Origin of the sequence: Gordonia sp. NPDC062954, assembly GCF_044543825.1 — a bacterium.
Classification (GTDB): Bacteria; Actinomycetota; Actinomycetes; order Mycobacteriales; family Mycobacteriaceae; genus Gordonia; species Gordonia tangerina.
The window spans coordinates 91106-113035 of record NZ_JBITWL010000015.1 but is presented as its reverse complement, the minus strand read 5'-3'; the positions used below and the strand labels follow the sequence as shown (position 1 = coordinate 113035).

The 21930-nt window shown below is 67.5% G+C and carries 18 protein-coding genes; 12 read left to right on the top strand and 6 right to left on the bottom strand.

All coding sequences use genetic code 11. The annotated features are described in order from the left end of the window. The 3 genes from ACIGKQ_RS15445 to ACIGKQ_RS15435 form a co-directional block, all read left to right on the top strand. The coding region (locus tag ACIGKQ_RS15445; RefSeq protein ID WP_396574358.1) for a TetR/AcrR family transcriptional regulator at positions 1–596 on the top strand (596 nt) is incomplete at its 5' end. Between the two features lie 70 nt (positions 597–666). After that, the gene (locus tag ACIGKQ_RS15440) at positions 667–2280 is read left to right on the top strand and encodes a GMC oxidoreductase (RefSeq protein WP_396574356.1); all 1614 of its coding nucleotides are present in this window, start codon (positions 667–669) and stop codon (positions 2278–2280) included. A gap of 110 nt (positions 2281–2390) precedes the next feature. Further along, a complete protein-coding gene (locus ACIGKQ_RS15435; protein ID WP_396574354.1) occupies positions 2391–3941 on the top strand; it encodes an acyl-CoA synthetase in 1551 nt (516 codons plus the stop codon). Between the two features lie 66 nt (positions 3942–4007). Here the strand turns inward: ACIGKQ_RS15435 and ACIGKQ_RS15430 are convergent, their stop codons facing one another. Then, positions 4008–5636, bottom strand: coding sequence for an ABC-F family ATP-binding cassette domain-containing protein (locus ACIGKQ_RS15430; protein ID WP_235722026.1), 1629 nt, complete (start codon positions 5634–5636; stop codon positions 4008–4010). Between the two features lie 111 nt (positions 5637–5747). On the opposite strand from ACIGKQ_RS15430, the gene ACIGKQ_RS15425 reads away from it, so the two are divergent. The 6 genes from ACIGKQ_RS15425 (at position 5748) to ACIGKQ_RS15400 (ending at position 13197) form a co-directional block, all read left to right on the top strand. Further along, the gene (locus ACIGKQ_RS15425; RefSeq protein WP_235722355.1) at positions 5748–6521 is read left to right on the top strand and encodes an SDR family oxidoreductase; all 774 of its coding nucleotides are present in this window, start codon (positions 5748–5750) and stop codon (positions 6519–6521) included. A gap of 4 nt (positions 6522–6525) precedes the next feature. Then, complete coding sequence (locus ACIGKQ_RS15420) at positions 6526–7656, top strand: lycopene cyclase family protein (protein ID WP_235722027.1); 1131 nt, start codon at positions 6526–6528, stop codon at positions 7654–7656. 102 nt (positions 7657–7758) lie between these two features. After that, positions 7759–9807 (top strand): glycosyltransferase, encoded by a 2049-nt coding sequence (locus ACIGKQ_RS15415; protein ID WP_266062222.1) that lies wholly within the window; start codon positions 7759–7761, stop codon positions 9805–9807. After that, entirely contained in the window at positions 9804–12050 is a 2247-nt protein-coding gene (locus ACIGKQ_RS15410; protein ID WP_396574352.1) for a hypothetical protein, read from the top strand. The genes ACIGKQ_RS15415 and ACIGKQ_RS15410 overlap by 4 nt, the downstream gene beginning before the upstream one ends. Then, positions 12047–12241 (top strand): hypothetical protein, encoded by a 195-nt coding sequence (locus ACIGKQ_RS15405; protein WP_235722030.1) that lies wholly within the window; start codon positions 12047–12049, stop codon positions 12239–12241. The genes ACIGKQ_RS15410 and ACIGKQ_RS15405 overlap by 4 nt, the downstream gene beginning before the upstream one ends. Positions 12242–12267: 26 nt before the next feature. Further along, on the top strand, positions 12268–13197 hold the full coding sequence (locus ACIGKQ_RS15400; RefSeq protein WP_235722031.1) for a family 16 glycosylhydrolase: 930 nt from the start codon (positions 12268–12270) through the stop codon (positions 13195–13197). Position 13198: 1 nt separating this feature from the next. On the opposite strand, the gene ACIGKQ_RS15395 is transcribed toward ACIGKQ_RS15400, so the two are convergent. Then, positions 13199–14464, bottom strand: a complete 1266-nt coding sequence (locus ACIGKQ_RS15395) for a lipopolysaccharide biosynthesis protein (protein ID WP_396574350.1) — start codon at positions 14462–14464, stop codon at positions 13199–13201. 133 nt (positions 14465–14597) lie between these two features. On the opposite strand from ACIGKQ_RS15395, the gene ACIGKQ_RS15390 reads away from it, so the two are divergent. The 3 genes from ACIGKQ_RS15390 to ACIGKQ_RS15380 are packed head-to-tail and all read left to right on the top strand — an operon-like array spanning position 14598 to position 19230. After that, a complete protein-coding gene (locus tag ACIGKQ_RS15390) occupies positions 14598–17075 on the top strand; it encodes an AMP-binding protein (protein ID WP_396574348.1) in 2478 nt (825 codons plus the stop codon). Then, positions 17072–17938: a beta-1,6-N-acetylglucosaminyltransferase gene (locus ACIGKQ_RS15385; RefSeq protein ID WP_235722034.1), complete on the top strand. Its 867-nt coding sequence runs from the start codon at positions 17072–17074 to the stop codon at positions 17936–17938. Before ACIGKQ_RS15390 ends, ACIGKQ_RS15385 begins: the two co-directional genes overlap by 4 nt. Then, positions 17932–19230 (top strand): lipopolysaccharide biosynthesis protein, encoded by a 1299-nt coding sequence (locus ACIGKQ_RS15380; protein ID WP_235722035.1) that lies wholly within the window; start codon positions 17932–17934, stop codon positions 19228–19230. Before ACIGKQ_RS15385 ends, ACIGKQ_RS15380 begins: the two co-directional genes overlap by 7 nt. A gap of 20 nt (positions 19231–19250) precedes the next feature. Here ACIGKQ_RS15380 and ACIGKQ_RS15375 read toward each other — a convergent pair whose 3' ends face one another. From ACIGKQ_RS15375 to ACIGKQ_RS15360, 4 genes are all read right to left on the bottom strand, one after another. Further along, on the bottom strand, positions 19251–20135 hold the full coding sequence (locus ACIGKQ_RS15375) for a glycosyltransferase family A protein (RefSeq protein ID WP_235722036.1): 885 nt from the start codon (positions 20133–20135) through the stop codon (positions 19251–19253). Positions 20136–20239: 104 nt separating this feature from the next. After that, entirely contained in the window at positions 20240–20401 is a 162-nt protein-coding gene (locus ACIGKQ_RS15370) for a hypothetical protein (RefSeq protein ID WP_235722037.1), read from the bottom strand. A gap of 75 nt (positions 20402–20476) precedes the next feature. Then, a complete protein-coding gene (locus ACIGKQ_RS15365; protein ID WP_396574344.1) occupies positions 20477–21460 on the bottom strand; it encodes a glycosyltransferase family 2 protein in 984 nt (327 codons plus the stop codon). A gap of 81 nt (positions 21461–21541) precedes the next feature. Then, positions 21542–21904 (bottom strand): DUF1992 domain-containing protein, encoded by a 363-nt coding sequence (locus ACIGKQ_RS15360; protein WP_235722356.1) that lies wholly within the window; start codon positions 21902–21904, stop codon positions 21542–21544. Positions 21905–21930: the final 26 nt, after the last annotated feature.

Genomic DNA, 21930 nt, shown 5'->3' with positions numbered 1-21930 from the left:
AGCCCACACCCCACCCGGCCGCTACTCGGGCCCTTTGTGCGTGGGGGGGGGGGGGGCCCGCGCCCCCCCCCCCCCCCCCCCCCCCCCCGCGGCACTGCTTCGCCGAATACGGTTATGACGGCGCGACCGTCAAACGCATCGAAGAGTCCACCGGGCTGTCCCGGGGCGCGATCTTCCACCATTTCCGCGACAAGGAAGCGCTGTTCCTCGCCCTTGCCCAGGAGGACGCCGAGCGGATGGCCGATGTCGCGGCCGAACAGGGTCTGGTACAGGTCATGCGCGACATGCTCGCGCGTCCGCAGGATTTCGACTGGCTCGGCACGCGACTGGAGATCGCCCGTAAACTGCGCACCGACTCGTCGTTTCGTTCCACCTGGCTTGCGTTCTCGGGTGACGTGGAGGCCGCGACGCTGCGGCGTCTCGAACGGGGACGACAAGCAGGCAGACTCCGCGATGATGTCGACACCGACGTCCTGGTGAAGTATCTCGACCTCGTTCTCGACGGTCTGATCACCAGACTGGCCACCGGGCAGCCGACCGACGATCTGCACGCTGTGCTCGACCTCGTCGAGGAATCGGTGCGCACGAAACGCTGACGCTCCGGGCCCGGAGGCGAGCGCGCGATTTCGGCGTCGAAGGTCCGGCCCGGCCCGTAGAATTGCCCGGGTGGACCGTGCGGCGGCCGGGCGCACACCGATCACACGCAGAGCGCTGATTCGGGGCTCTGCGGGTTTCGGCGCGCTCGGTGCCCTCGCTGCCGTCACATCCCGCACCTCGGCTGCCCAGCCGGCCTCGGCCATCGTGATCGGCAGCGGCTTCGGCGGTGCGGTCGCCGCATTGCGACTCGGCCGTGCCGGCATCCGCACAACCGTCCTCGAACGCGGCAGGCGCTGGCCGATTCGCGCAGACGGCAACACTTTCGCCACCTTCACCAGTCCGGACAAGCGGGCCGCGTGGTTCAGCCCGACCGCCGGGATCTCCGGCCTCCTGCAGATACCCGTCGAGCCGTATCCCGGTGTGCTTGAGAAGATCCAGGGCAACGGGATCGAGGCGGTGTACGGTGCCGGTGTCGGCGGCGGTTCGCTGGTGTTCGGCGCGTTCGCGGCGCAGCCCGACAAGCCCGATTTCGACATGGTCTTTCCCGGTGGCACGGACTACGACGAACTGGCACGGACGTACTATCCGCGGGCGCGGCAGATGATTCGGGCCGCGCCGCTACCTCCGGACATCCTGGCTCATCCGAATTACGTGGGTGCTCGATCCTGGATCCGGACGGTTGCCCGATATGGCGTGGCGCCGAGCTTCATCGACTATTCGGTGAACTGGGACATCGTCCGCAGGGAACTCGCCGGAACGGCCCCGCCCGGGATCAGCAACGGCGATCTGTCCTATGGCGTCAACAGCGGCGCGAAGACATCCGTGGATCACAACTATCTGCCCGCCGCCGAGGCGACCGGGCACGTCACCATCAAACCCATGCACGAGGTCTTCGAGATCCGACCTCGCAGTCGGCGGCCCGGCTTCGTCGTGCGGGCCCGACTCATCGACGAGCGCCGCACCACGCTGCGGATCGTGACGATGGAGTCCGACTATCTGTTCATGGCGGCCGGCTCATTCCACACGACATCGCTGCTCGTGCGGGCACGTGCGCTCGGACACCTGCCGCGTCTGTCCCCACACATCGGCGACGGCTTCGGCGCCAACGGAGACTTCGTGATCCTGCGCACCGCCTTGCGTGACCCCTACGGGCCCATCCAGGGCGGGCCCGGTTACGGGCGAATTCGCGACGATCAGCTCTCGGGCGGACCGGCCGCAATCGTCTATCAGGCCAGTCCCTTCCCGTCGCCGCTGGGCGGGGTCGCGACCACCCACCTGATCCAGGTCCACACCGATGAGCGCGGGAGCATCGATTTCGACCACGCGACCGGCCAGACACGTCTGACGTATCCCTTCGCCGAGGGGACCAGCGTCCTCGACCGACGCGCGTCCGCGTTCGCCGGGCATTTCCATCGCATGACCGAGACGCGACACGGACACCCGCGCAATGGCATCCCGGTGTACAGCCGCGCATCCGGGTTCGGCTCGGGAAGCACCTATCACGGCCTCGGTGGGGTCGTGATCGACCGTGCCGCACGGTCAGACGGATCGGTGATCGGCTATGACAACCTCTATGTCGTGGACGGATCCTTCGCGCCGGGCGCCGTGGGTCTGGTCAACCCGTCGCTGACCATTCTGGCCCTGGCCGAACGCACGATGGACAGGTTCGTCGCCACCCTCTGACAATCGAGGTTCGATCGGGTGGGGTACTGTGATGCACGACACCCCGATCGATCGTTCGGTAACAGTCGACACAGATGTGCAGAGTCGTCCCTTCGTCAGAGGAGTACCACGTGTTCCCCGGAGTCTTCGCCGCTTCCACCCCGGACAAGCCCGCCGTCATTCGCGCCTCCACCGGCGAACAACTCACCTATCGCCAACTCGACGACAACTCCACGCGCCTCGCCAATCACCTGGAATCGCTCGGCCTACGGCCTGGCGACACCGTCGCGATGATCTCGCAAAACGACCTGCACATGTTCGAGGTCTATTGGGCGGCGCTGCGTAGTGGCCTGTATGTGACCGCGATCAACCACCACCTGACCGCCGGGGAGACGAACTACATCCTCGGCGACTGCAACGCCAAGGTGGTTTTCGCCGGCGCGTCAGTGGCCGATACGGTCGCCGAGAGCGACCAGATCCCAGCCCTGGCCGAGCCCGGTCATCGTCTCGCCTGGGGCGGCGAGATCGCCGGATTCGAATCGTATGATGCCGCGCTCACCGCCGCTTCCGATGCCCCGCGCACCGATCAGCCCCGCGGCACCGACATGCTGTACTCGTCCGGGACCACAGGCCGTCCCAAGGGAATTCAGACTCCGTTGCCCCAAGGACAGGTCGACGAGATCCCCGATACCTACACGGCGATCTTCGCCCCGATGTACGGCTACGACGACAACGCCGTCTACCTCTCCCCTGCACCGCTGTATCACGCTGCGCCACTGCGCTACTGCGGAATGACGAACTCGGTCGGCGGGACGGTCGTGTTCCTCGACCGGTTCGACCCCGAGACCGCCCTGAGCGCCATCGAGAAGTTCCGGATCACGCACAGTCAATGGGTACCGACGATGTTCATCCGGATGCTCAAGCTGCCGGCGGATGTCCGCGAGAAGTACGACGTGAGCAGCATCAAGCTCGCCATCCACGCTGCCGCCCCGTGCCCGGTCGAGGTCAAGCGCGCGATGATCGAGTGGTGGGGTCCGGTCATCCACGAGTATTACGCCTCCACCGAGGCCGCCGGCGCCACCTTCATCGGACCGCAGGAGGCGCTTGATCATCCCGGCTCGGTCGGCAAGCCGCTGCTGGGTGTGGTGCACATCTGCGACGAGGCCGGCAACGACCTACCCACCGGCGAGGTCGGCCTCGTCTACTTCGAACGCGACGAACCCGCCTTCGAATACCACAACGACCCGGAGAAGACCCGCAGCGCACAACATCCCGAGCACGCGAACTGGGCGAACACTGGCGACATGGGATACGTCGACGACGAGGGCTACCTGTACCTCACCGACCGCAAGGCGTTCATGATCATCTCCGGCGGGGTCAACATCTATCCGCAGGAAGCGGAGAACGTTCTGGTCAATCACCCCGCCGTGTTCGACGTCGGAGTGATCGGGGTCCCCGACGAGGAGCTCGGCGAAGTCGCGAAGGCCTGTGTCCAACCCGCACCGGGCTACGCGCCATCGCCGGAGCTCGCCGATGAACTGCTCGACTACACCAAGGAGTCGATCGCGGCGTACAAGGCGCCTCGTTCGGTGGACTTCGTCGACGACCTGCCGCGCACACCCACCGGCAAACTGGTGAAAGGTGAACTGCGCAAGCAATATTGGCCCGAGAAGGTGCACTGACGGACAGCTGATCTGGTAGTACGAACCGTGCGGGAACCGCCGGTTCGTACTACGAGATCGCGTGGGTCAGGCGAGTTCGATGAGCTCCTGGTATTCGTCGGACCAGTGGTCCTCGGTGCCGTCCGGCAACAGGATCACGCGCTGCGGGTCCAGTGCGGCCGCGGCGCCGGGGTCGTGGGTCACCAGCACCACCGCACCGGTGTAGCTGCGCAGCGCATCGAGCACCTGTTCACGGGAGATCGGATCGAGGTTGTTGGTCGGTTCGTCGAGTAACAGGACATTCGCCGACGAGGAGACCAACCCGGCCAGGGTCAGTCGTGTCTTCTCGCCGCCGGACAGCGTGCCGGCCGGCTGGTCGAGTTGCGCGCCGCTGAACATGAAGGCGCCCAGTAGACCTCGAAGATCCTGCTCGCCCGCGTCCGGTGCGGCATGGCGGATGTTCTCCCAGACCGTCGCCATGTCGTCAAGAGTGTCGTGCTCCTGCGCGAAGTAGCCGATCTTGAGCCCGTAGCCGGGTTCGATCGAGCCGATGTCAGATTTCTCGACCCCCGCCAGGAGCTTGAGCAGGGTGGTCTTGCCCGCACCGTTGAGGCCGAGCACAACCACCCGGCTGCCCTTGTCGATCGCCAGGTCGACGCCGGTGAAGATCTCGAGCGACCCATAGGTTTTCGTCAAACCGCTGGCCATGAGCGGAGTCTTGCCGCAGGTGGCCGGTTCCGGGAACCGGATGCGTGCGGTGCGGTCGGACACGCGTTCCTCGTCGAGCGAGTCGAGCATGCGATCGGCGCGTTTGAGCATGTTCTGTGCGGCGGTGGCCTTGGTCGCCTTGGCGCCGAGTTTGGCCGCCTGCGCGCGCAACGCGCCGGCCTTCTTCTCCGCGTTGGCACGTTCGCGCTTGCGTCGTTGTTCGTCGGTGGCACGCGCGTCGAGGTAGCGTTTCCAGCCCATGTTGTAGACGTCTGCCTCACCGCGGACGGCGTCGAGGAACCACACTCGGTTCACGACGTCGGCCAACAGCTCCACGTCGTGGCTGATCACGACAAGGCCGCCCTCGTGGTTCTGCAGGAAGCCCCGTAACCAGGCGATCGAATCGGCGTCGAGGTGGTTGGTCGGCTCATCCAGCAACAGGGTGGTGTCAGACTTGCCGGCGTCATCGGAGGCGGCGAACAGGATGCGCGCCAGCTCGATACGACGTCGCTGACCTCCGGAGAGCGTGCCGAGCGGCTGACCCAGAACCCGGTCCGGCAAACCGAGGCTGTGGCAGATCCGGGCCGCATCCGATTCGGCCACGTAACCGCCCAGGGCGGCGAACCGCTCCTCGAGCTGCCCGTACTTATGCACCGCCTTGTCACGCACGCGGTCATCGGCCGCCTCGGCCATCAGCGCTTGCTGCTTCTCCATCTGACGCAGGATGGCGTCGAGTCCGCGGGCCGAGAGCACCCGGTCCTTGGCGAGGACGTCGAGATCGCCCTCCTTGGGGTCCTGCGGGAGATATCCGAGGTCGCCGCTGCGCAGCACGCTGCCCGCATACGGCTCGGTCTCACCGGCCAGGATGCGCAGGGTGGTCGTCTTGCCGGCCCCGTTTCGGCCGACGAGACCGATACGGTCGCCGGGCTGAATGCGCAGCGCATCGCCGGGCGCCGCCAACAGTGTCCGCGCGCCCGCTCGAACTTCCAGGTCAGTCGCGGTGATCACGGCGAACCAGTCTACCTGCGCAGCGGCTCAGACCTATCCGGCCGACTCTGCCCGAACGATCGATCGGCCCGATACGGTGAGTGCGTGAGTGAACCGCAACGCACCTCGACCATGATCAACGCCCCTGGCGACCTGACCGGAAAGTGCGCCGTGGTGACCGGCGCCAGCCGTGGTATCGGGCTGGCCATCGCCACCGAACTGGCACGATGCGGAGCTTCGGTGGTGATCACCGCACGCAAACCGGATCCGTTGGCCGCCGCCGCCGAGGATATCCGGGCCGCCGTGGCCGGTGCCACCATCGTCACGTCCCCCGGCAATGCCGGTGACGAATCTCACCGCGCCGAGGCGATCGCCGCTGCAGTCGAACTCGGTGGTGTGGACATTCTGGTGAACAACACCGGCATCAACCCGATCATGGGCCCCCTGATGGACGCCGATCTCAGCGCCGTCCGCAAGATCTTCGATGTCAACGTCGCCGGCACCCTCGGATTCATCCAGGAGGCCTATCGCGCCGGGATGCGCGAGCACGGCGGGTCCATCGTCAACATCTCCTCGGTGGCCGGACTGCGGTCGACCGGCGCGATCGCCGCCTACGGGGCGTCGAAGGCGGCGTTGATCCGGTTGACCGAAGAACTCGCGTGGGAACTGGGGCCCGGGATCCGGGTGAACGCGATCGCCCCATCGGTGGTGCGGACGACCTTCGCTTCCGGACTGATCGCCGGTGACAACGAGGCGCGCATCGCCGCCGGCTACCCGATGGCCCGTATCGGCGAACCCGTGGACGTGGCCCGCGCGGCCGCATTTCTCGCAGGCGACGCATCGGCCTGGATCACCGGAGAGACCATTCGCGTGGACGGCGGCATGATGGCCACCGGCGGCGCGTGAGGATGTGACAACGCACGTCGCAGTCCTCGGTGCAGGACCCTCGGGCCGCGGCCTCGCCCATCGACTCCTCGTGGCCGGCCTCGACGTCACGGTGGTGGAGGCCCACCCGAGCCGGCCGTGGTTGGCGACCTATGCCTGCTGGAGCGACGAACTCCCGGCCTGGCTGGACCCGTCCACGATCGCCGCCCAGGTGAGTGCTGTCGGAGTGATCGGCCACACCGCAACCGAACTCGCTCGCGGATACAGCGTGTTCCACACCGCCGCGCTGCAGCGCAAGCTCACGCTCGACGACGCGCGGGTGGTCGGCGGACGCGTCGCAGACGTCGATGGTGGGCGCATCCGCCTCACCGACGGAACAACTGTCACTGCCGACGTGGTGGTCGACTGTCGCGGATCGTCGGCGCGCCACGCGCCGCGCCAGACGGCTTTCGGCATCGTCGTCGACGCGGCCACCGCGCGCCGCCATCTCGACAGCGCCGACGCCGTTCTGATGGATTGGCGTGCCACCGAGCGTGATCCGGGTGCCCTGCCGTCATTCCTGTACGCCATCCCGCTCGGTGATGACGAGTTTCTCCTCGAGGAGACGTGCCTGGCCGGTCGGCCCGCACTGTCGCTCGACGTGCTCGAGCATCGTCTGCGCAGTCGTCTCCGGGGCACCCCAACCGGCGTCCGACGAACCGAGCGGGTGTCGTTTCCGTTGACGGCGACGTCCGGACGACCCTGGCGACCCCGGCCGTTGCGCCACGGAGCCGCCGGTGGCCTCCTGCATCCCACCACCGGATACAGCGTCGCGTCGGCACTGTGCGAGGCCGATCGGCTGGTCGGGGCGATCTCCGCCGGCCGCGACCCGGCGTCGACCCTGTGGCCTCGGAGCGCACGGGCGGTGTACCGCCTCCGCTTGCGGGGGCTCGCCGTGCTGCTCCGACTCGACGCCGAGGAGACCATCGGCTTCTTCGACGCCTTCTTCGCCATGCCGTTGACCGCCCAACGCAGCTATCTCAGCGACCGTGGCGACCTGTCCGGGACCCTGGCCGCCATGGCGCGAGTGTTCGCCGGTCTCGACATGTCCGTGCGAGCCGACGTCGCCCGAGGGTGTCTGGACCGGCCACCACCGTCCGGCGACGTCCCCGATTGAGCTGCTGCCCGACCATCGCCTACTCTAGGTTAGCCTTGCCTTGCCTAATTGAGGTTTCTCAAGGTGACCAAGGTTTCGTTGGACGTTCAGAGGAGACGGTCGGTGACCAGTTCTGCCACCGGTGTACACAGTCCCGCTCGATCCGGCCCGGTCTCGATCTGCGCGGTGATCTGCTGCTACACGACCGACCGGTGGTCGGTGGCCACTCGCGGCATTGACGCGGTGGCGCGACAGCTCGCGCCGACCGATCGGCTGCTCATCGTGGTCGACCACAATGCGGCTCTGCGCCGGCGATTCCTCGACCACGTCGACGAACAGCGGCCGGTAGGCGTTGCGACCGATCAGATCGTCGTGGTGGACAACGCAGGTGAGACTGGTTTGTCCGGCGCGCGCAACACCGGACTGGCCAACGCCACCGAGGACGTGCTCGTCTTCCTCGACGACGACGCGATCGTCCGACCGGGCGGGCTCGACGAGGTACGGATCGCGTTCACCGATGCCGCGACCGTGGCGATCGGCGGTGGCGTCCACCCCGCGTGGGACGGTCGGGCCCCGAGGTGGTTTCCCCGTGAGTTCGGCTGGGTGATCGGATGCGACTATCGCGGAATCGCGGCCGACGGCGGCGAGATCCGTAACCCGATCGGTGCCGCGATGGCGGTTCGACGTGCCGCACTCGAGACGATCGGGGGCTTCGCCACCGAACTGGGGCGAGTCGGCACGATCCCGGCCGGCTGCGAGGAGACGCTGATGGGAATCGAGTTGCGCCGGGCCTACCCCGACGGCCGGATACTGCGACGGGTCGCTTTCGCGGTCGACCATCACGTGCCTGCGCAGCGTGCCGACCTACGCTACTTCCTGTCCCGCTGTCGTCACGAAGGCCAGTCGAAGGCGCTGCTGAGTCGCATCGCCGGACCATCGCAGGCGCTGTCCGCCGAGATCAGGTTCGTGGCGGCGACGGTGACCACCGCAGTCGCCCGATACACCGCCCGGTTCTTCCACGGTGACCGCAGCGCCGCAGCGCGCCTGGCCGTTATGGTCCTCGGCGTGGCCGTGACCGCGATCGGCACACTGATCGGATCGCTTCGCGGCGCCCCGTCGGCTGCCCGGCCCTCGGTTCCCGGAAGGTCACACACCCCGGTGACCGCCGACGATCTGGTGTCGATCGTGATCCCGTCGGTCGGCCGAGACCTGTTGCCGCTCACGGTGCACGCGCTGCTGGCACAGGAGAGCCCGAACATCGAGGTGATCGTGGTGGACAATCGTCCCGCGCGGGGTGACGCCCGCGCGCTGGTCAGCGCGATCACCGACGGTCGGTTACGCGTCGTCGACCAGCCCCGCGCTGGTGTGTCCGCCGCCCGCAACGCCGGCATCGCGGCGGCGTCCGGGCGCATCATCGCCTTCACCGACGACGACGCGATCCCCGATCCCGACTGGGTGACACGGATTCTCGACACCTTCGCCGCCGACTCCACCGGCAGCCTGGGCGCGGTCAGTGGTCGCGTGTTCAGCACCGAACAGACGACCGAGATCCAGGGATGGTTCGAGGCCACCGGAATGTTCGACAAGGGCCCCACCGCCACCGTCTGGTCGATGGCGCCGCAGCCCGCCCACCGGGTGCTCGGCGAACAGGGGCCCACCGGGGTCTTCTTCCCTTACGTGGCGGGGCAATTCGGCTCCGGCAACAACATGGCGTTCACCGCGGAAGCGCTGTCACGCATCGGTGGGTTCGACGAACGACTGGGAACCGGGACGCCCTCGCGTGGGGGTGAGGATCTCGATGGCTTTCGCTCGGCGATCCTCGCCGGATGGACAGTCTGCTATCGCCCGGAGATGATCGTGCGTCATCATCATCGCGACACGATGGCGGATTTGCGTGCCCAGTGCTACGGCTACGGCACCGGCATGGCCGCGTCGTTGGCCAAGGTACTCGGCTCGCGTCATGCGCTCGGCGTGCTTCGGTGCCTACCGCTGGGGCTGTGGTTGTTGTTCGCACCGGGGTCGACGCGCAACGAGATCTTCCCGGACGCCTGGCCTCGGCACCTGCGCGCTCTCGAACAGCTCGGATACCTCACCGGTCCATGGCTGTTCGTGCGTACGCATCTGCAGCTGCGTCGACGCACCGTGGCCGGCCCGAGGAGGCGGCAGTCGTGACCACCACCGTCGCCGAGCCGGTCGGTACGCATACGAACGCCGAGTCGACCGCCTACGGGTGGTCTCCGCGCGTGGGGTTGTATTCCGCTGCTCTGCTGGGTCTCTCGCTGCTGCTGATCACGCTGTGGCAGTCGGTCATGCCCGATACCGCGCCGCCCACGGCAGTCCGGGTGGTGCTTGTCGTCGCCGGGGTGATGTTCCTGCCGGGTATTCCCGTGGTGATCGCGCTGCGGATCCCGGGGCGGGCCTTGAGCACGGTCTTGGCTGTGTCGGTGTCCGTGTCGATCAATGCGCTCGCCGCACAGGTGAGCATCGTCGCCGAGGCGTGGAACCCGCTGCGCACCCAGAGCATCGTCGTGATCCTGGGCCTTGTGGCGTGCGCCGTCGCCTTCCGTACGGTCCCGGCGCGTACCTCGAGCGGTCCGATCGGGTTCGCCCGTCACCGGTGGACGGGCCGACGAGGATGCGAACTGCTCGCACTCGCCGTCGCGGTGGTGATGTTCGTCGCCGCGGCGCGCAGCATCGATGTCCTCGACGCCGGCCACTACGGCGTCATCGCCCTGGTGGGCCCCTGGTACATCGTCGGCATAGCCATCGCCGCCGGCGTCCTCGTGTCGGCGTTGCGAGCCCGGCGTCTCGACACGGTCGTGCTCGGCGCGCTCACCACCGTGATCATCCTCTTCAACACCATGCTGGTGGGACTGGCCACCGGCCAGACCTCGATCCCGACGTCCTTCGTGCACCGTGGATTCATCTCGATCCTCGCCGAGTCGCATCACCTGCCCAGCCAGATCGACGCGCGGTTCAGTTGGGCCGGGTTCTTTGCGCTGAGCGCCGGAATCCAGGACCTCACCGGATTGTCCGACGTGACCGCGTTGATGATGTGGGCGTCTCTGGTCTCCGGGATCGTGTTGTCGTTCGGGCTCTATGCCATCGCCATCGCGATCACCGGTCGCGCACGCCTCGCGTGGCTGGCGGTGTTCCTGTACCACGCCACCAACTGGTACCAGCAGGACTACTTCGCCCCGCAGGCGATGGCGATGATCGGCTACACCGCGATCATCGCGACACTGTTCTGGCAGCTACGCCGCGCCCCACTGCCACCGCTGACCGGTGACACGCGCGGACAACGCATCCGACAGGCGATCTCCCGCACCCCCGGCCGCGTCCCCGGCTTCGGTCCCGGACGCACACTCGCCGTGGGCGCCGTCGTGCTGGTGATCATCACGGCGAACACCGTGACCCACCAGATCACACCGATGCTGACCGTGCTGGCACTCGCCGCCTTCGCGCTCACCGGGGCCACCCGGTACCGAACACTCTGGCTGGCAGCGGGTCTCATCTTCGCGGCGTGGTTCACCTACGGCGCGACGGACTACTGGTTCGGGCATCTGCCATCGGTGGTCAGCGAGATCGGTCAGGTCGGGCAATCGGTGAACGCGGGCGTCGGTGATCGCCTCAACGGAGATCCCACCTACCAGCGGATGCAGTACCTGCGGATGGCGGCCTCCGGCGGTTTCGTGCTGCTGGGGCTGGTGGGGTGGAGTCTGTGGCGTGGCAGACGGTCCTGGGCGGTGGGCGGCATGGTGTGCGCGTCGCCGTTCGTCCTCGTCTTCCTGCAGAGCTACGGCGGCGAGATGATCCTGCGTGCCTTCCTGCTCGCCTCCCCCACCGTGGCCCCGTTCGCCGCACTCGCGCTGGCCCTCCTCGCGCCCCGGCTGCGCCGGATGTTTGCACCCGCAGTCGTGGTCGGCGCGATGGTCCTCGTGACCCTGCTGGGTGTGCTGGAGACGACCAATCGCGGACTCAACACCGCTTTCGAGGCCACCACCCGCGACGAGGTGGCCGTGACAGACGCGTTCATCGCCGCCGCGCCACCCGATGCGCGGGTGTTGAGTTTCGGCTACGCACCGCAGAGCGTCGGGGTGCGCCGCACACTCGACCCGGCCGGCCCACAGTTGTTCACCGTCGACAGCTACGACTGTCTCGACGATCTGGCGAGGTGCGCCGACGAACACGGTCCCGACTACCTCTACATTCCCAATCAGGGACTGCAGATGATCGCCTTGCAGTACGGCGTGCCACTGGCCGAGGTACACGATGAGATCGACGCGATCCTGGCGTCCGGCACCTATGTCACCGACGTCGACACCGACTCGGTGACGATTCTGCGGCGCGTCACCGAACCGTCGATCGACTACTCCGGAGTACTCGGGCCCAACTATCGACGGGATCTGCCATGAACGTCTCGATCGTGTTCTTCATCACCTGCGGACTGCTCCTGTTGTGCGGGGACCTGCTGCGCGAGTTGACCGTCGCCTCGACCGGAACGATCGGGCGGCAGGCGTCGGCGCACCGCTTGACCGCGGTGCTGGCCATCTGCACGGTGGCCACCGCCTACGTCACGCTCATGCGGTTGGCCGAGGCCCTGTGAGGGTGGGCCCTGTGAGGGTGGGCGCGGTGAGGGTCGGCGCGGTGAGGGTGGGCGCGTCACGTCGCCTGCTCAGTACCGCACTGGTCCCGCTCGTCGCCATGGTGTCCGCCTGCACCGCGGCATCGGGGTCCGCCGATGAAGCAGCGACCACCGGTGGCGCAGCCTGTCCGCAGCCCGATGCGGTGAATGCAACGGCACCGGCACCATCGGCGGCGGGACCTGCGTGGGAACAGGTCTTCGTCGACGACTTCGATCGGTGTTCGCTCGGCGAACAGTGGGGTACCTATGCGGGCAGCCCGGGCGGCAATCCCGTGGGGACATGGGACGAGTCGATGGTCACGCTGGCCGACGGCACGCTTCGGCTCGCCGGCCAACGGACACCCACCGGATGGGTGACCGGCGGTGTCTCCAATTATCCGGTGACCCAGACCTATGGGCGGTGGGAGGTGCGCATGCGCGCCGATCCCAGCGCCGACCTGTCCTACCACCTACTACTGTGGCCGCAGAACGAGCAGTGGCCGCCGGAGATCGACTTCGCCGAATCGGTGTCGGCGATGCGCGACGAGATGTCGGCGTTCGTGCACTGGCAGAGCGCGGGCCAGAACCGAAAGGCCAACGCCGACATCGCGGGTCGCTTCATCGACTGGCACACGGTCGGGGTCGAGTGGCTGCCGGGCCTGATCCGCTACCTGCTCGACGGCCAGGTGTGGGCCGAGGTGCGTTCGGCCGACATGGTTCCGAACACGCCCATGTGGCTCGGCATGCAAGTCGAGGCAGGTGCCTGCGAGCGGCGCCTGGACTGGGGTATGACGCCGTGCGGCGATGACGAACCGAGGCCGCAGAGCGCGGATCTCGAGGTGGACTGGGTCAGTGTGTACCGGCCGAGCGCAGAGTTCGCCTCGGCCGCCGAGGGCTACTTCAGCCCCACCCCCGGTGCGATACAGATCGGCGAGTGAGTCACTCTGGATATCGCCGCGGTGGCCGATCGAGCAGGGCGCGGGCCACGGGAATGGCCACCAGCACGGTGGTGATCGCCTCGGCCACGATCATGGCCCATCCCGCGCCGGCCAGTCCGTCCCGGGAGATCCACAGCGCACAGAGGGTGAGCATCACGACGGCATTGAGCGACTGGACCAGCAGTGCGGGAAGCAGTCTGCGCCGCACCCGGCAGATCGCGGTGAACGCCAGTCCGGCCACGGCGCAGGGAATCGCGATCGCAGCCAACCGCATCAGCGGTGTCCCCGCATCACTGTAACCGGGCCCTGCGAGTCGCAGGAGCAGCGGCCCGACGGTCAGCAAACCGAGCGACGCGACCCCCGCCACCACCGCCAGGATCGCTACGAAACGTCTCGTCAACGACACCACGTCCTCGGGCGCCGCGCTGACCGCGGCAACATAGGGTCCCATCAGCATCGTCATCAGCACCAACACGGCACTCACCAGCGACCATACGATCGCGAAATAGGCGTTGGACTCGGCGCCGAGAAGTCCGATCACCACCGGCGGCAACAGCAGCGGCGTCAGCGAACTCGCGACGTAGATGCCGTAGTTGCCGGCGATGAAGCGCCACTGCTGCGACCACGGGGGCAGATCCACGTCGACGGCCGCGGGTGTGCGCGCCGCCTGCACCAACGCGCGGCGTGCCACCACCCACAGAGCACCGCTCAACAAGGCTGCGGTCACCACCCAACCGAGAATCATGCCCAGACGTCCGGCCACCGCCGCCACACCCGCCGCCACAAGGAGTTTCAGGACGGCGTGGGCGATGTTCTTGCGCGCCGCCCAATCGGCGCGTTGCATCGCGATCGAGATGTGGTCGAGCAGCGCGAACCCCGACAGCACCACCACCACAACCGGAAACAGTGCCATCTGCGCCGGCGAGGCGAACATCTCTGAAGTGGGGCCGACGAGCAGGAAGCCGAGTCCGAGCAGAGCTCCCACCGAGGCGCCGACGGCGAGTCCTCGGATGGGGAGCCGCACGCTGCGAGCGCCCGCGATCGGCAGGAACCGCTCGAAATACGCGCCCAACCCGAGATTCCCGAAGGCCGACAACATCGTCGCGGTAGTGATGACCGCTGCCGCAGCGCCGACCTCGCCGGGCGGGTAGAGACGGCCCATCACGATCCAGTAGACGAGCCCGACCCCCGCGGTGACGACGCCGGAGATCGCGAGCGCCAGGGAGTTCCGCTCGATTCCGGGTGCCACCGACGTCCGCGACCCCATTGCTTCCCCATTTCGTGTAGGAGATCCCACAGCGCAGCTACCGAGCCGCCCCGCTCCGACAGGTAACAGTAGGCTAACCTAACCAATGTCTCGCACGTACCTCGCCGCGAGCACGAACAGGGGGTCCAGTCCGGTGACACCACAAGCAGTCCTGAGCGACAGGTTCGCTGCTGTGGTGTCCGCACACGCCGACCGCACGGCGGTGCACACCGGGCAGGCCTTGATCACCTACGCGGAACTGGGACGGCAGGTCGCACAGCGCAGCGACCGGATCGGCGGGGCCGACGACCCGCGGCCGCTGGCGGTGCGTCTCGACGGGTCCGGCGACGCGGTGGCCGCACTGATCGCCGCGCTGCTGTCGGGCCGTCCGGTGGTTCCCGTCGACGCCGCCCTGCCATCCGAGCGGGTGCGCGCCATGGTCGGCGCGGTGCACGCGCGTGCGTTCCCGGGCTGCGATCTCCCGGGCTGCGACCTCCCGGCTGCGGCGACCGCCGCCGGGCCACCGCCCCCGACCGTGCGGATACCGCCGTCGTGCCTGGTGATCGCGTTCACCTCGGGTAGCACGGGTCGGCCGAAGGCCGTCTTGCATCCGGCTGCATTGTGGCTCAACCAGATCGAGGAACTCGGTGAGGAACTCGGCCTGGGCCCCGACCACCGGGCCGCTCAGGCCCTGCCGGTCGGATACGGCGGCGGGCTCGACATCACCCTGGGCGCCCTCTTCAACGGTGCGACGCTGCACCTGGTGGAACCCCGCCTCGACGGCGTCGACGCGGCAGTGCGGGCGCTGCGGCACCACGCGCCGGACTCTCTGCACCTGAGTCCGGCCCTCCTCCGTGCGATCTGCGGCGCACCCGACGCCCATGCGGCACTACACGCTGTGGGTGTGGTCGCCACCTGCGGCGAAGCCGTCCACTCGGCGGATGTGCGGGCGCTACGCGCACTCGCCCCCTCGGCGACGTTCATCAATAGATCGGGTTCTTCGGAGACCGGGAACCTCACCTTCAACGTGGTTCCGCCCGCATGCCCGCTGCCGGACGGGATGCTCAGCGCCGGCCGACCGGCGCGGCACAAGCAGATCCGCATCGTCGACGACGCCGGAACCACGTTACCCGACGGCGAGATCGGGCACGTCCATGTCACTTCGGCCCACATCGCGTCGGGCTACGTCGTCGACGGCCGGGTAGAGCTCTTCGAATCCGCTGCTGGCGGGCGCCGCGACCACAGACTGGGTGACCGGGGTCGCTTCCACGATGGCGAGCTGCATCTCGTGGGCCGCACCGACGACACCATCAAGATCCGCGGCTACCGCGTGGACATCGCCGAGATCACCTCGGCCGCGATGGCCGTCGCGGGCATCGACGATGCGGTCGTCACGATCACCACGACGCGGGGACGTCCCGAGATCGTGGCCCATCTGGCCCCGACTCCGGGCAGGCGGCCTCCCGCGGTCGCCGACGTCCGTGCCGCGCTGGGCACGGTGCTGCCGACCTGGATGCAGCCGACCCATCTCATCATGGTTGCGGCACTGCCCCGCACCAGCAGCGGCAAGGTCGACCGCACCGCCCTGCCCGACCCGGTCGATCGTGCGCCGCGGGTGGCGCCGAGAAGTGTGACGGAGGGTCTGCTGGCGCCGATCTGGGCGGATCTGTTGTCGGTGAGCGATATCGGCGCCGACGACGACTTCACGTCTCTCGGCGGTGACTCGTTGACCGCTGTCGAACTGATCCGGCGGATCGAGGACACCTTCGGCGTCCGGATCTCCCCGTCGACCGTTGTCAGCGCCGGCACCCTGGCCGCGCTGGCCACGCGCATCGATGGACAAGCCGACCATGCCGGCGCCGGAGTTGTTGCCGAACTCCCGTCCGTGGACGACAACTTCATTCGATGGGCCGGGCGACCGCTGGTCTTCGCGTTCGCCGGCGCCGGCGAAGCTGCGCTCGCGTTCGCACCGCTGTCGCGTCGGATGCGGGGATACCGAGTGATCGGATTACAGGCGCATGCCCTGGAGCGCCGCGGACTGCCCGATTGGACCATCACTCGCGCGGCCCGTCGGTGCGTCGACCACATCACCGCGATCGACCCGACCGGACCGTATCAGTTCGTCGGACACTCCCTCGGCGGCGTGATCGCCATGGAGGCCGCGCGCATCCTGGCCCGATCCGGCCGAGAGGTCAGTCACATCGTCTGCCTCGACACCATTCTCACCGGTCCGCTGGGCACCCGCAGCAGTGTCGCGTTGACCGACTGCACCGCGTCGGCGGCGCACGCGGCGCAGTCGCGCGCCCCGGCCCGGCGTACCGAGTTGTGGCGCACCCGCATGGCTCTGTTGACCGCCGGGTGGTGGCGGCGACCAACCGAAGCACAGTGGGCGCTGTTCCACGAGCTCGGCCGCCGTTCGGCGATGCTGCATCGACTGCGGCCCTATCCCGGTGCCCTCACCGCCGTGCTGGCCGAGGACAATCCGGATCTCGCGGAGTGGTGGTATTCGGTGGCACCCGAGTGCCGCGCGGTCCACCGCGTCGGCGGCGATCACAACGGCATGCTGCGCTCACCGCATGTCGATCGCACCGCCGACCTCGTCCGATCCGCATTGTCGGGAGTGCCGGTGTGAGCGCACGATTCGCCGCGCACATCATGGCGCACGACAAACCTCAGCTGCTCGGCGCTCTCGTCGAGTCGTTGCACCACGCCCGCATCGACGTCTACATCCACATCGATGCAGGTGCGGCGCAACCGATGTTCGTCGATGCGCTACCCCGCGGGATCACCGCACACTTCGTGCCGCACCACCGACGGGTACGGGTCCGGTGGGGCGGGCTGAGTCAACTGCGCGCCACCTTCGCACTGCTCGACCAAGCCCGAGCCAACGGCGGCCGCTATCACCGGCATTCACTTCTGTCCGGGACCGACGTGCTGCTGCGCGACCTGCCCGAACTGATCGACCTGTGGTCCGGCGACGACGAACTGATCCGGGTCGACCGACGGATCGACAGCCCCGATCAGCCGATGGCGCAGAAGATCACCACGTACCACTTCCCCGACCATCCCCTGCTCGACCGGCTTCGGCTCTCCGGCCGGATACCACGCAGGACGGACATCACCCTGCCGATCTTCCAGGGATCGCAATGGTGGTCGCTCACCGATGACGCAGTCGCCGCAGCCCGCAAGGTGATCGACGATCACCCGAAGTGGCTGCGACGCCACCGCTTCTCGCACTGTCCCGACGAATTCGTGATCCACTCGGCGCTGATGGCGACCCGCTACCGGGAAATGATCGCGCAGGAGTACTCCGCGCTCACCGAGTGTCCTGATCACACGGTGCACGGTCAGCATTTCATCGACTGGTCGGATCCGACGGCACTGCGACCGCCCGAGCTGACCGCCGAATCGCTTGCGCGCGCACGCGCCGGTCCGGCCATGTTCGCCCGCAAGGCCGGCGCCGACTGGACCTGGCGGATGGCACCCACATGCTGAACCGTTCCACCAACACCGCCAACCGGGTCACCGCCAACCGATTGGTGGTCAACGCCGGTGCGCTGATGATCTCGTCGCTGGCGACCGGGCTGCTGGGCCTCGTCTACTGGGTTGTCGCGGGGCGATGTTTTCCCGCGGCGGCAGTCGGCCAGGCCTCTGCGGTGGTCAGCACCGCCACCGCGTTGGCATCGCTGTCATGTCTGTCGCTCGGTGGCGCCTTCCAGCGGTTCCTGCCCATCGCCGGCGACCGGTCGGCGAGGTTGGTGGCCGGCGGCTACGCGATCGTCTGCACCGCCGCGGTGGTCTTGGGCACCGGATTCGTGCTGACGGGATTCGGCGACCGCATCCTGCTGACCACCGTCGAGAGGGCCACGTTTCCTCTGGTGGTGATCGTGTTCGCCCTCTACGCGCTCACCGATCCGATCCTGACCGGCCTACGGCGCGCACCAGCCGTGGCCACCAAGAACATCACGTTGTCGGTGATCAAGATCGTCCCGTTGTTCCTACTGGCCGGCAGCGGTTCGGCACTGTCGATCACCGGATCGTGGACGGTGCTGGCCGCCGTCATCACCACCGCCTTCGTGTTCCACGCGGTGCGTCACGCAGCCGCCCGGCGCGGCGAGAGGGGCGACCAGCTCCCGCCCGCCCGCGAGATGCTCGCCTTTCAAGGCGCCTTCTTCACCATGACCCTGGTCAGTTCCACCACGCCGTTGGTGGTGCCGTTGATCGTCGTGCACGAGTTGGGCACCACCGCCAATGCCTACTTCAACCTCGCGTGGACGATGTGTACGGCTGCCGGGCTGCTGCGCAGCGCGGTCGGTTCCGCGTTCGTAGTGGAAGCGTCCCAACCCTCTGCGGATCGTCCGGCGCTGCTTCGTCATCTGCGACGCATGCTGACCGGCGTCACCGCGCTGACCGTTGTCGGCGTGGCCATCGGCGGACCCATCGTCCTGCTCCTCGCCGGCCGCGAGTACGTCGAGTCCGCCGGCTGGTTGATGGTGATCATGGCAGGCACCGCGGTCGTGGAGACGGTGGTGCTCACCTACTTCCTCATCGCGCAGTTGCAGCGGCGAATGCGGCTGATGCTGATCACGCAGATCGTGATGGTGATCGTCACCGTTGGCGGAGCATTCGTCCTGATCGGACCTCTCGGCCTGACCGGGGTCGGGCTTGCCTCGCTGTCATCGGCCACCGTGGCGTTGGCGCTCGTCGCACGGCCCCTCGCACGCGGCGTTCGGGAGATGGCGGGCGAACCGTCACCGGTCGCACCGGCCCGCCCGCTGGTGGGGTGAACAGGCTCAGCAAGCCGCGGTCAGTCCTTGACGGCGTTCAACGTTGCCTCGACCACCCGGCGCCCGCCGAACCGAGCCGTTTCCATGCCCGGCCGGCGACGAAGGGCGGCGGCCGCTGCAGCCGCCGTCGACATGGTGGTCCGGATCACCGGTGCGGGGGCCGGCCACATCAACTGGCGGATGGTGGCCTCCGACACCGGCCGCCTCCCCGTCCGCTCGGCGTATGCGGCGGCCACCCGGAGATGAGTCGCCCGCTGGATCTCGGCGTGCCGTGCACTGACCTGCGCGCTGTGTGTGCGATACCGGTAGCCGACCATCGGGAGGTTGCCGAGTTCACCATGCTCGGCCAGCCGGGAGAAGAACTCGTAATCCTCGGCGTGCGGATACTTGGGGTCGAAGCGTAAGCCGTTCCGGGCGAGTACTTTCCGACGCATCATCACCGACGCGCCGCAGTGACAACTCGCCAGCAGCAGCCGCTCCCGACAAGCCCGATCGCCACGGGGCATGCGCACCCGACCGGTCATCGTCCCGAACATCTCGTAGTCCGTACCGCACACGACCGCTGTCGGTCGTTCCTCGAGCCAGCGCACTTGTGCCGTCAGTCGTCCCGGGACGGACAGATCATCGGCATCCATCCGAGCCAGGTACGCGCCACGCGCCTCGTCCAACCCGGTGTTCAGGGCCGCGATCAGCCCGGAGTTCGGCTGACGCACCACCCTGATGCGCGGATCGCCCAGCGCTGCGAGTTCATCCATCCCGGCGTCGGTCGACCCGTCGTCGACGACCAACAGTTCGAGGTCGATGTGATCTCCGGCCATCACCGAACGAGCCGCATCAGCGATGTAGCCCGCCGCGTTGTACACCGGCATCAGGATGGTGATCAGCGGTATCCGTGTCGGCGCCATTGCCCATCCGCTCCATCCAACGACCCGTTGAGACAACCAACTTAGGTTAGCCTAATAGCCTCTGGCGGCGGCAGGCGGGAGCACCCCTGGGTCAGCCGAGGATGTCAGTGTCGTTGGCCCGGTGTCACCGGCGCGATGGCCTCGGTTTCGTCGCTGACGGTGTCGTGGCTGGTGGCCGGGTAGTCGTCATCGCCCTCATCGACCTCCATCGACTGCTCGATGAGATCGGCGTCATCGGCAGACGGGATCGGATCGTTGACGGTCATCGCGCACCTCTTTCGAAACTCGCGTTGGTCCGTACGTCTCCCAGCGTAGCAACGCCCACCGCGCCCATCGACCCGTCAACGGCGACGCAGGATGGCCGAGTACATGCCGGGGAGGTACTTGACCAGCCCGGCGAACACCATTTCCCGGTAGTGCCTGCCCTGCCACAGTATCGGGATGTCCCGGAGCGCGATCCGGGTGCGCACCTGGCTGATGGCGGTGTGCTGCAGACCCGATCGTGTCCCCTGGGCGTGCTGGTCACGCATGGCCAGATGTGCGACCGAGGTCAGGACCTCCCGATACCGGAATCCAGTGAACTCGCGGCGCCAATCGTGCTCGAGCGATGACTCGCACAACAGCTTGCGGATGTCGTCTTCGACGGTGAACAGGTCGAGGGTCGCCGGCGACAAGGTGGTCGAGATCGAACCCTCCCGATAGAGGTAGTGGTACAAGGGTCGATCGACCATCGCCACGCGTCGTGACGACAGCGCAATGCGCACACTGGTACCGATGTCTTCGTAGGCTTGGCCCTCCGCCCAAGGACGTGCACCGAGCACCGCCCGGCGAAACATCTTGGTGCATGCATATCCCTTGGCGCCGCCACTGATCAGCTCGCGTGCGTAGTGCGTTCCGGTGACCACGGGCGCCCGAACATGCTCCTCGTCGATCTGCAGCGTGTTCCCTGCTTCATCGACACGCCGCGTGCGGGTGACCGCGAAATCTGCGTCTGCGGCCTCGAGTGCGTCGACGAGTGTTTCGACGAACTCGGCGTCGACCTGGTCGTCGCTGTCGAGGAACCACACGAGGTCGGTGGTCAGCGCGGCCAGACCTGTGTTACGTGCGGCGCCGAGCCCTTTGTTGTGCGGCTGCGTGAGGAGGATGTAGGAACGCCCCTGTCCATCGAGGGTGGCGGTGGCGATGCCGACCGAGTCATCATCGCCACGATCGTCGACGAGAACAATCTCATCGATCGGCCGGGTCTGGGCGAGCACGGATTCCAGACACCCCCGAACGTAGGGCGCGCACCGATAGAGCGGGATCACGACGCCAACGGTCGGCATTCGACACCCCCATCACCGAAGACCGGACGATCTGGGATTAGGCTACCCTAATCTTGCGTTCAGTTTCCGGCCGGGCCCCCGTCAGCGCTCGCGTAGCGTACGCCAGCGCAACACCAGGGCATCGACGTCGACCGTGTGTGCGGTCACCAGCGTCGGAAGTCCGGCTCGACTGCTCAGATGGGCTTCGCGCACACGACGATTGAAATCGATCAGGATCTCCCGCACCGCGACCTCGTCGGCGATGTGGCGCAGCGACTCCGGAAAGCCCTGCGCCTCTTTTCTCAGTTGCAGTGGCATCGGGAGCAATGCCGAGGAGTCCAGATTCTCGTCCCGGATCTTGCGTTTGACCCACCAGTCGGGGTCGTCGGCGTCACTGAGATCGAGGGGCTTGCCCATACCGTCCAGGTTGTCGAACTCGCCACGTTCGGTCGCCTCCCGGATCATCTTCTCCACGCGTGACTCGTAGACGG

Coding starts and splice junctions, on each gene's coding strand:
- ACIGKQ_RS15425 (WP_235722355.1), top strand. CDS start 5,748: ATGATCAACGCCCCTGGCGACCTGACCGGAAAGTGCGCCGTGGTGACC.
- ACIGKQ_RS15405 (WP_235722030.1), top strand. CDS start 12,047: ATGAACGTCTCGATCGTGTTCTTCATCACCTGCGGACTGCTCCTGTTG.
- ACIGKQ_RS15395 (WP_396574350.1), bottom strand. CDS start 14,464: ATGGGGTCGCGGACGTCGGTGGCACCCGGAATCGAGCGGAACTCCCTG.
- ACIGKQ_RS15380 (WP_235722035.1), top strand. CDS start 17,932: ATGCTGAACCGTTCCACCAACACCGCCAACCGGGTCACCGCCAACCGA.
- ACIGKQ_RS15375 (WP_235722036.1), bottom strand. CDS start 20,135: ATGGCGCCGACACGGATACCGCTGATCACCATCCTGATGCCGGTGTAC.
- ACIGKQ_RS15370 (WP_235722037.1), bottom strand. CDS start 20,401: ATGACCGTCAACGATCCGATCCCGTCTGCCGATGACGCCGATCTCATC.
- ACIGKQ_RS15365 (WP_396574344.1), bottom strand. CDS start 21,460: ATGCCGACCGTTGGCGTCGTGATCCCGCTCTATCGGTGCGCGCCCTAC.
- ACIGKQ_RS15360 (WP_235722356.1), bottom strand. CDS start 21,904: ATGATCCGGGAGGCGACCGAACGTGGCGAGTTCGACAACCTGGACGGT.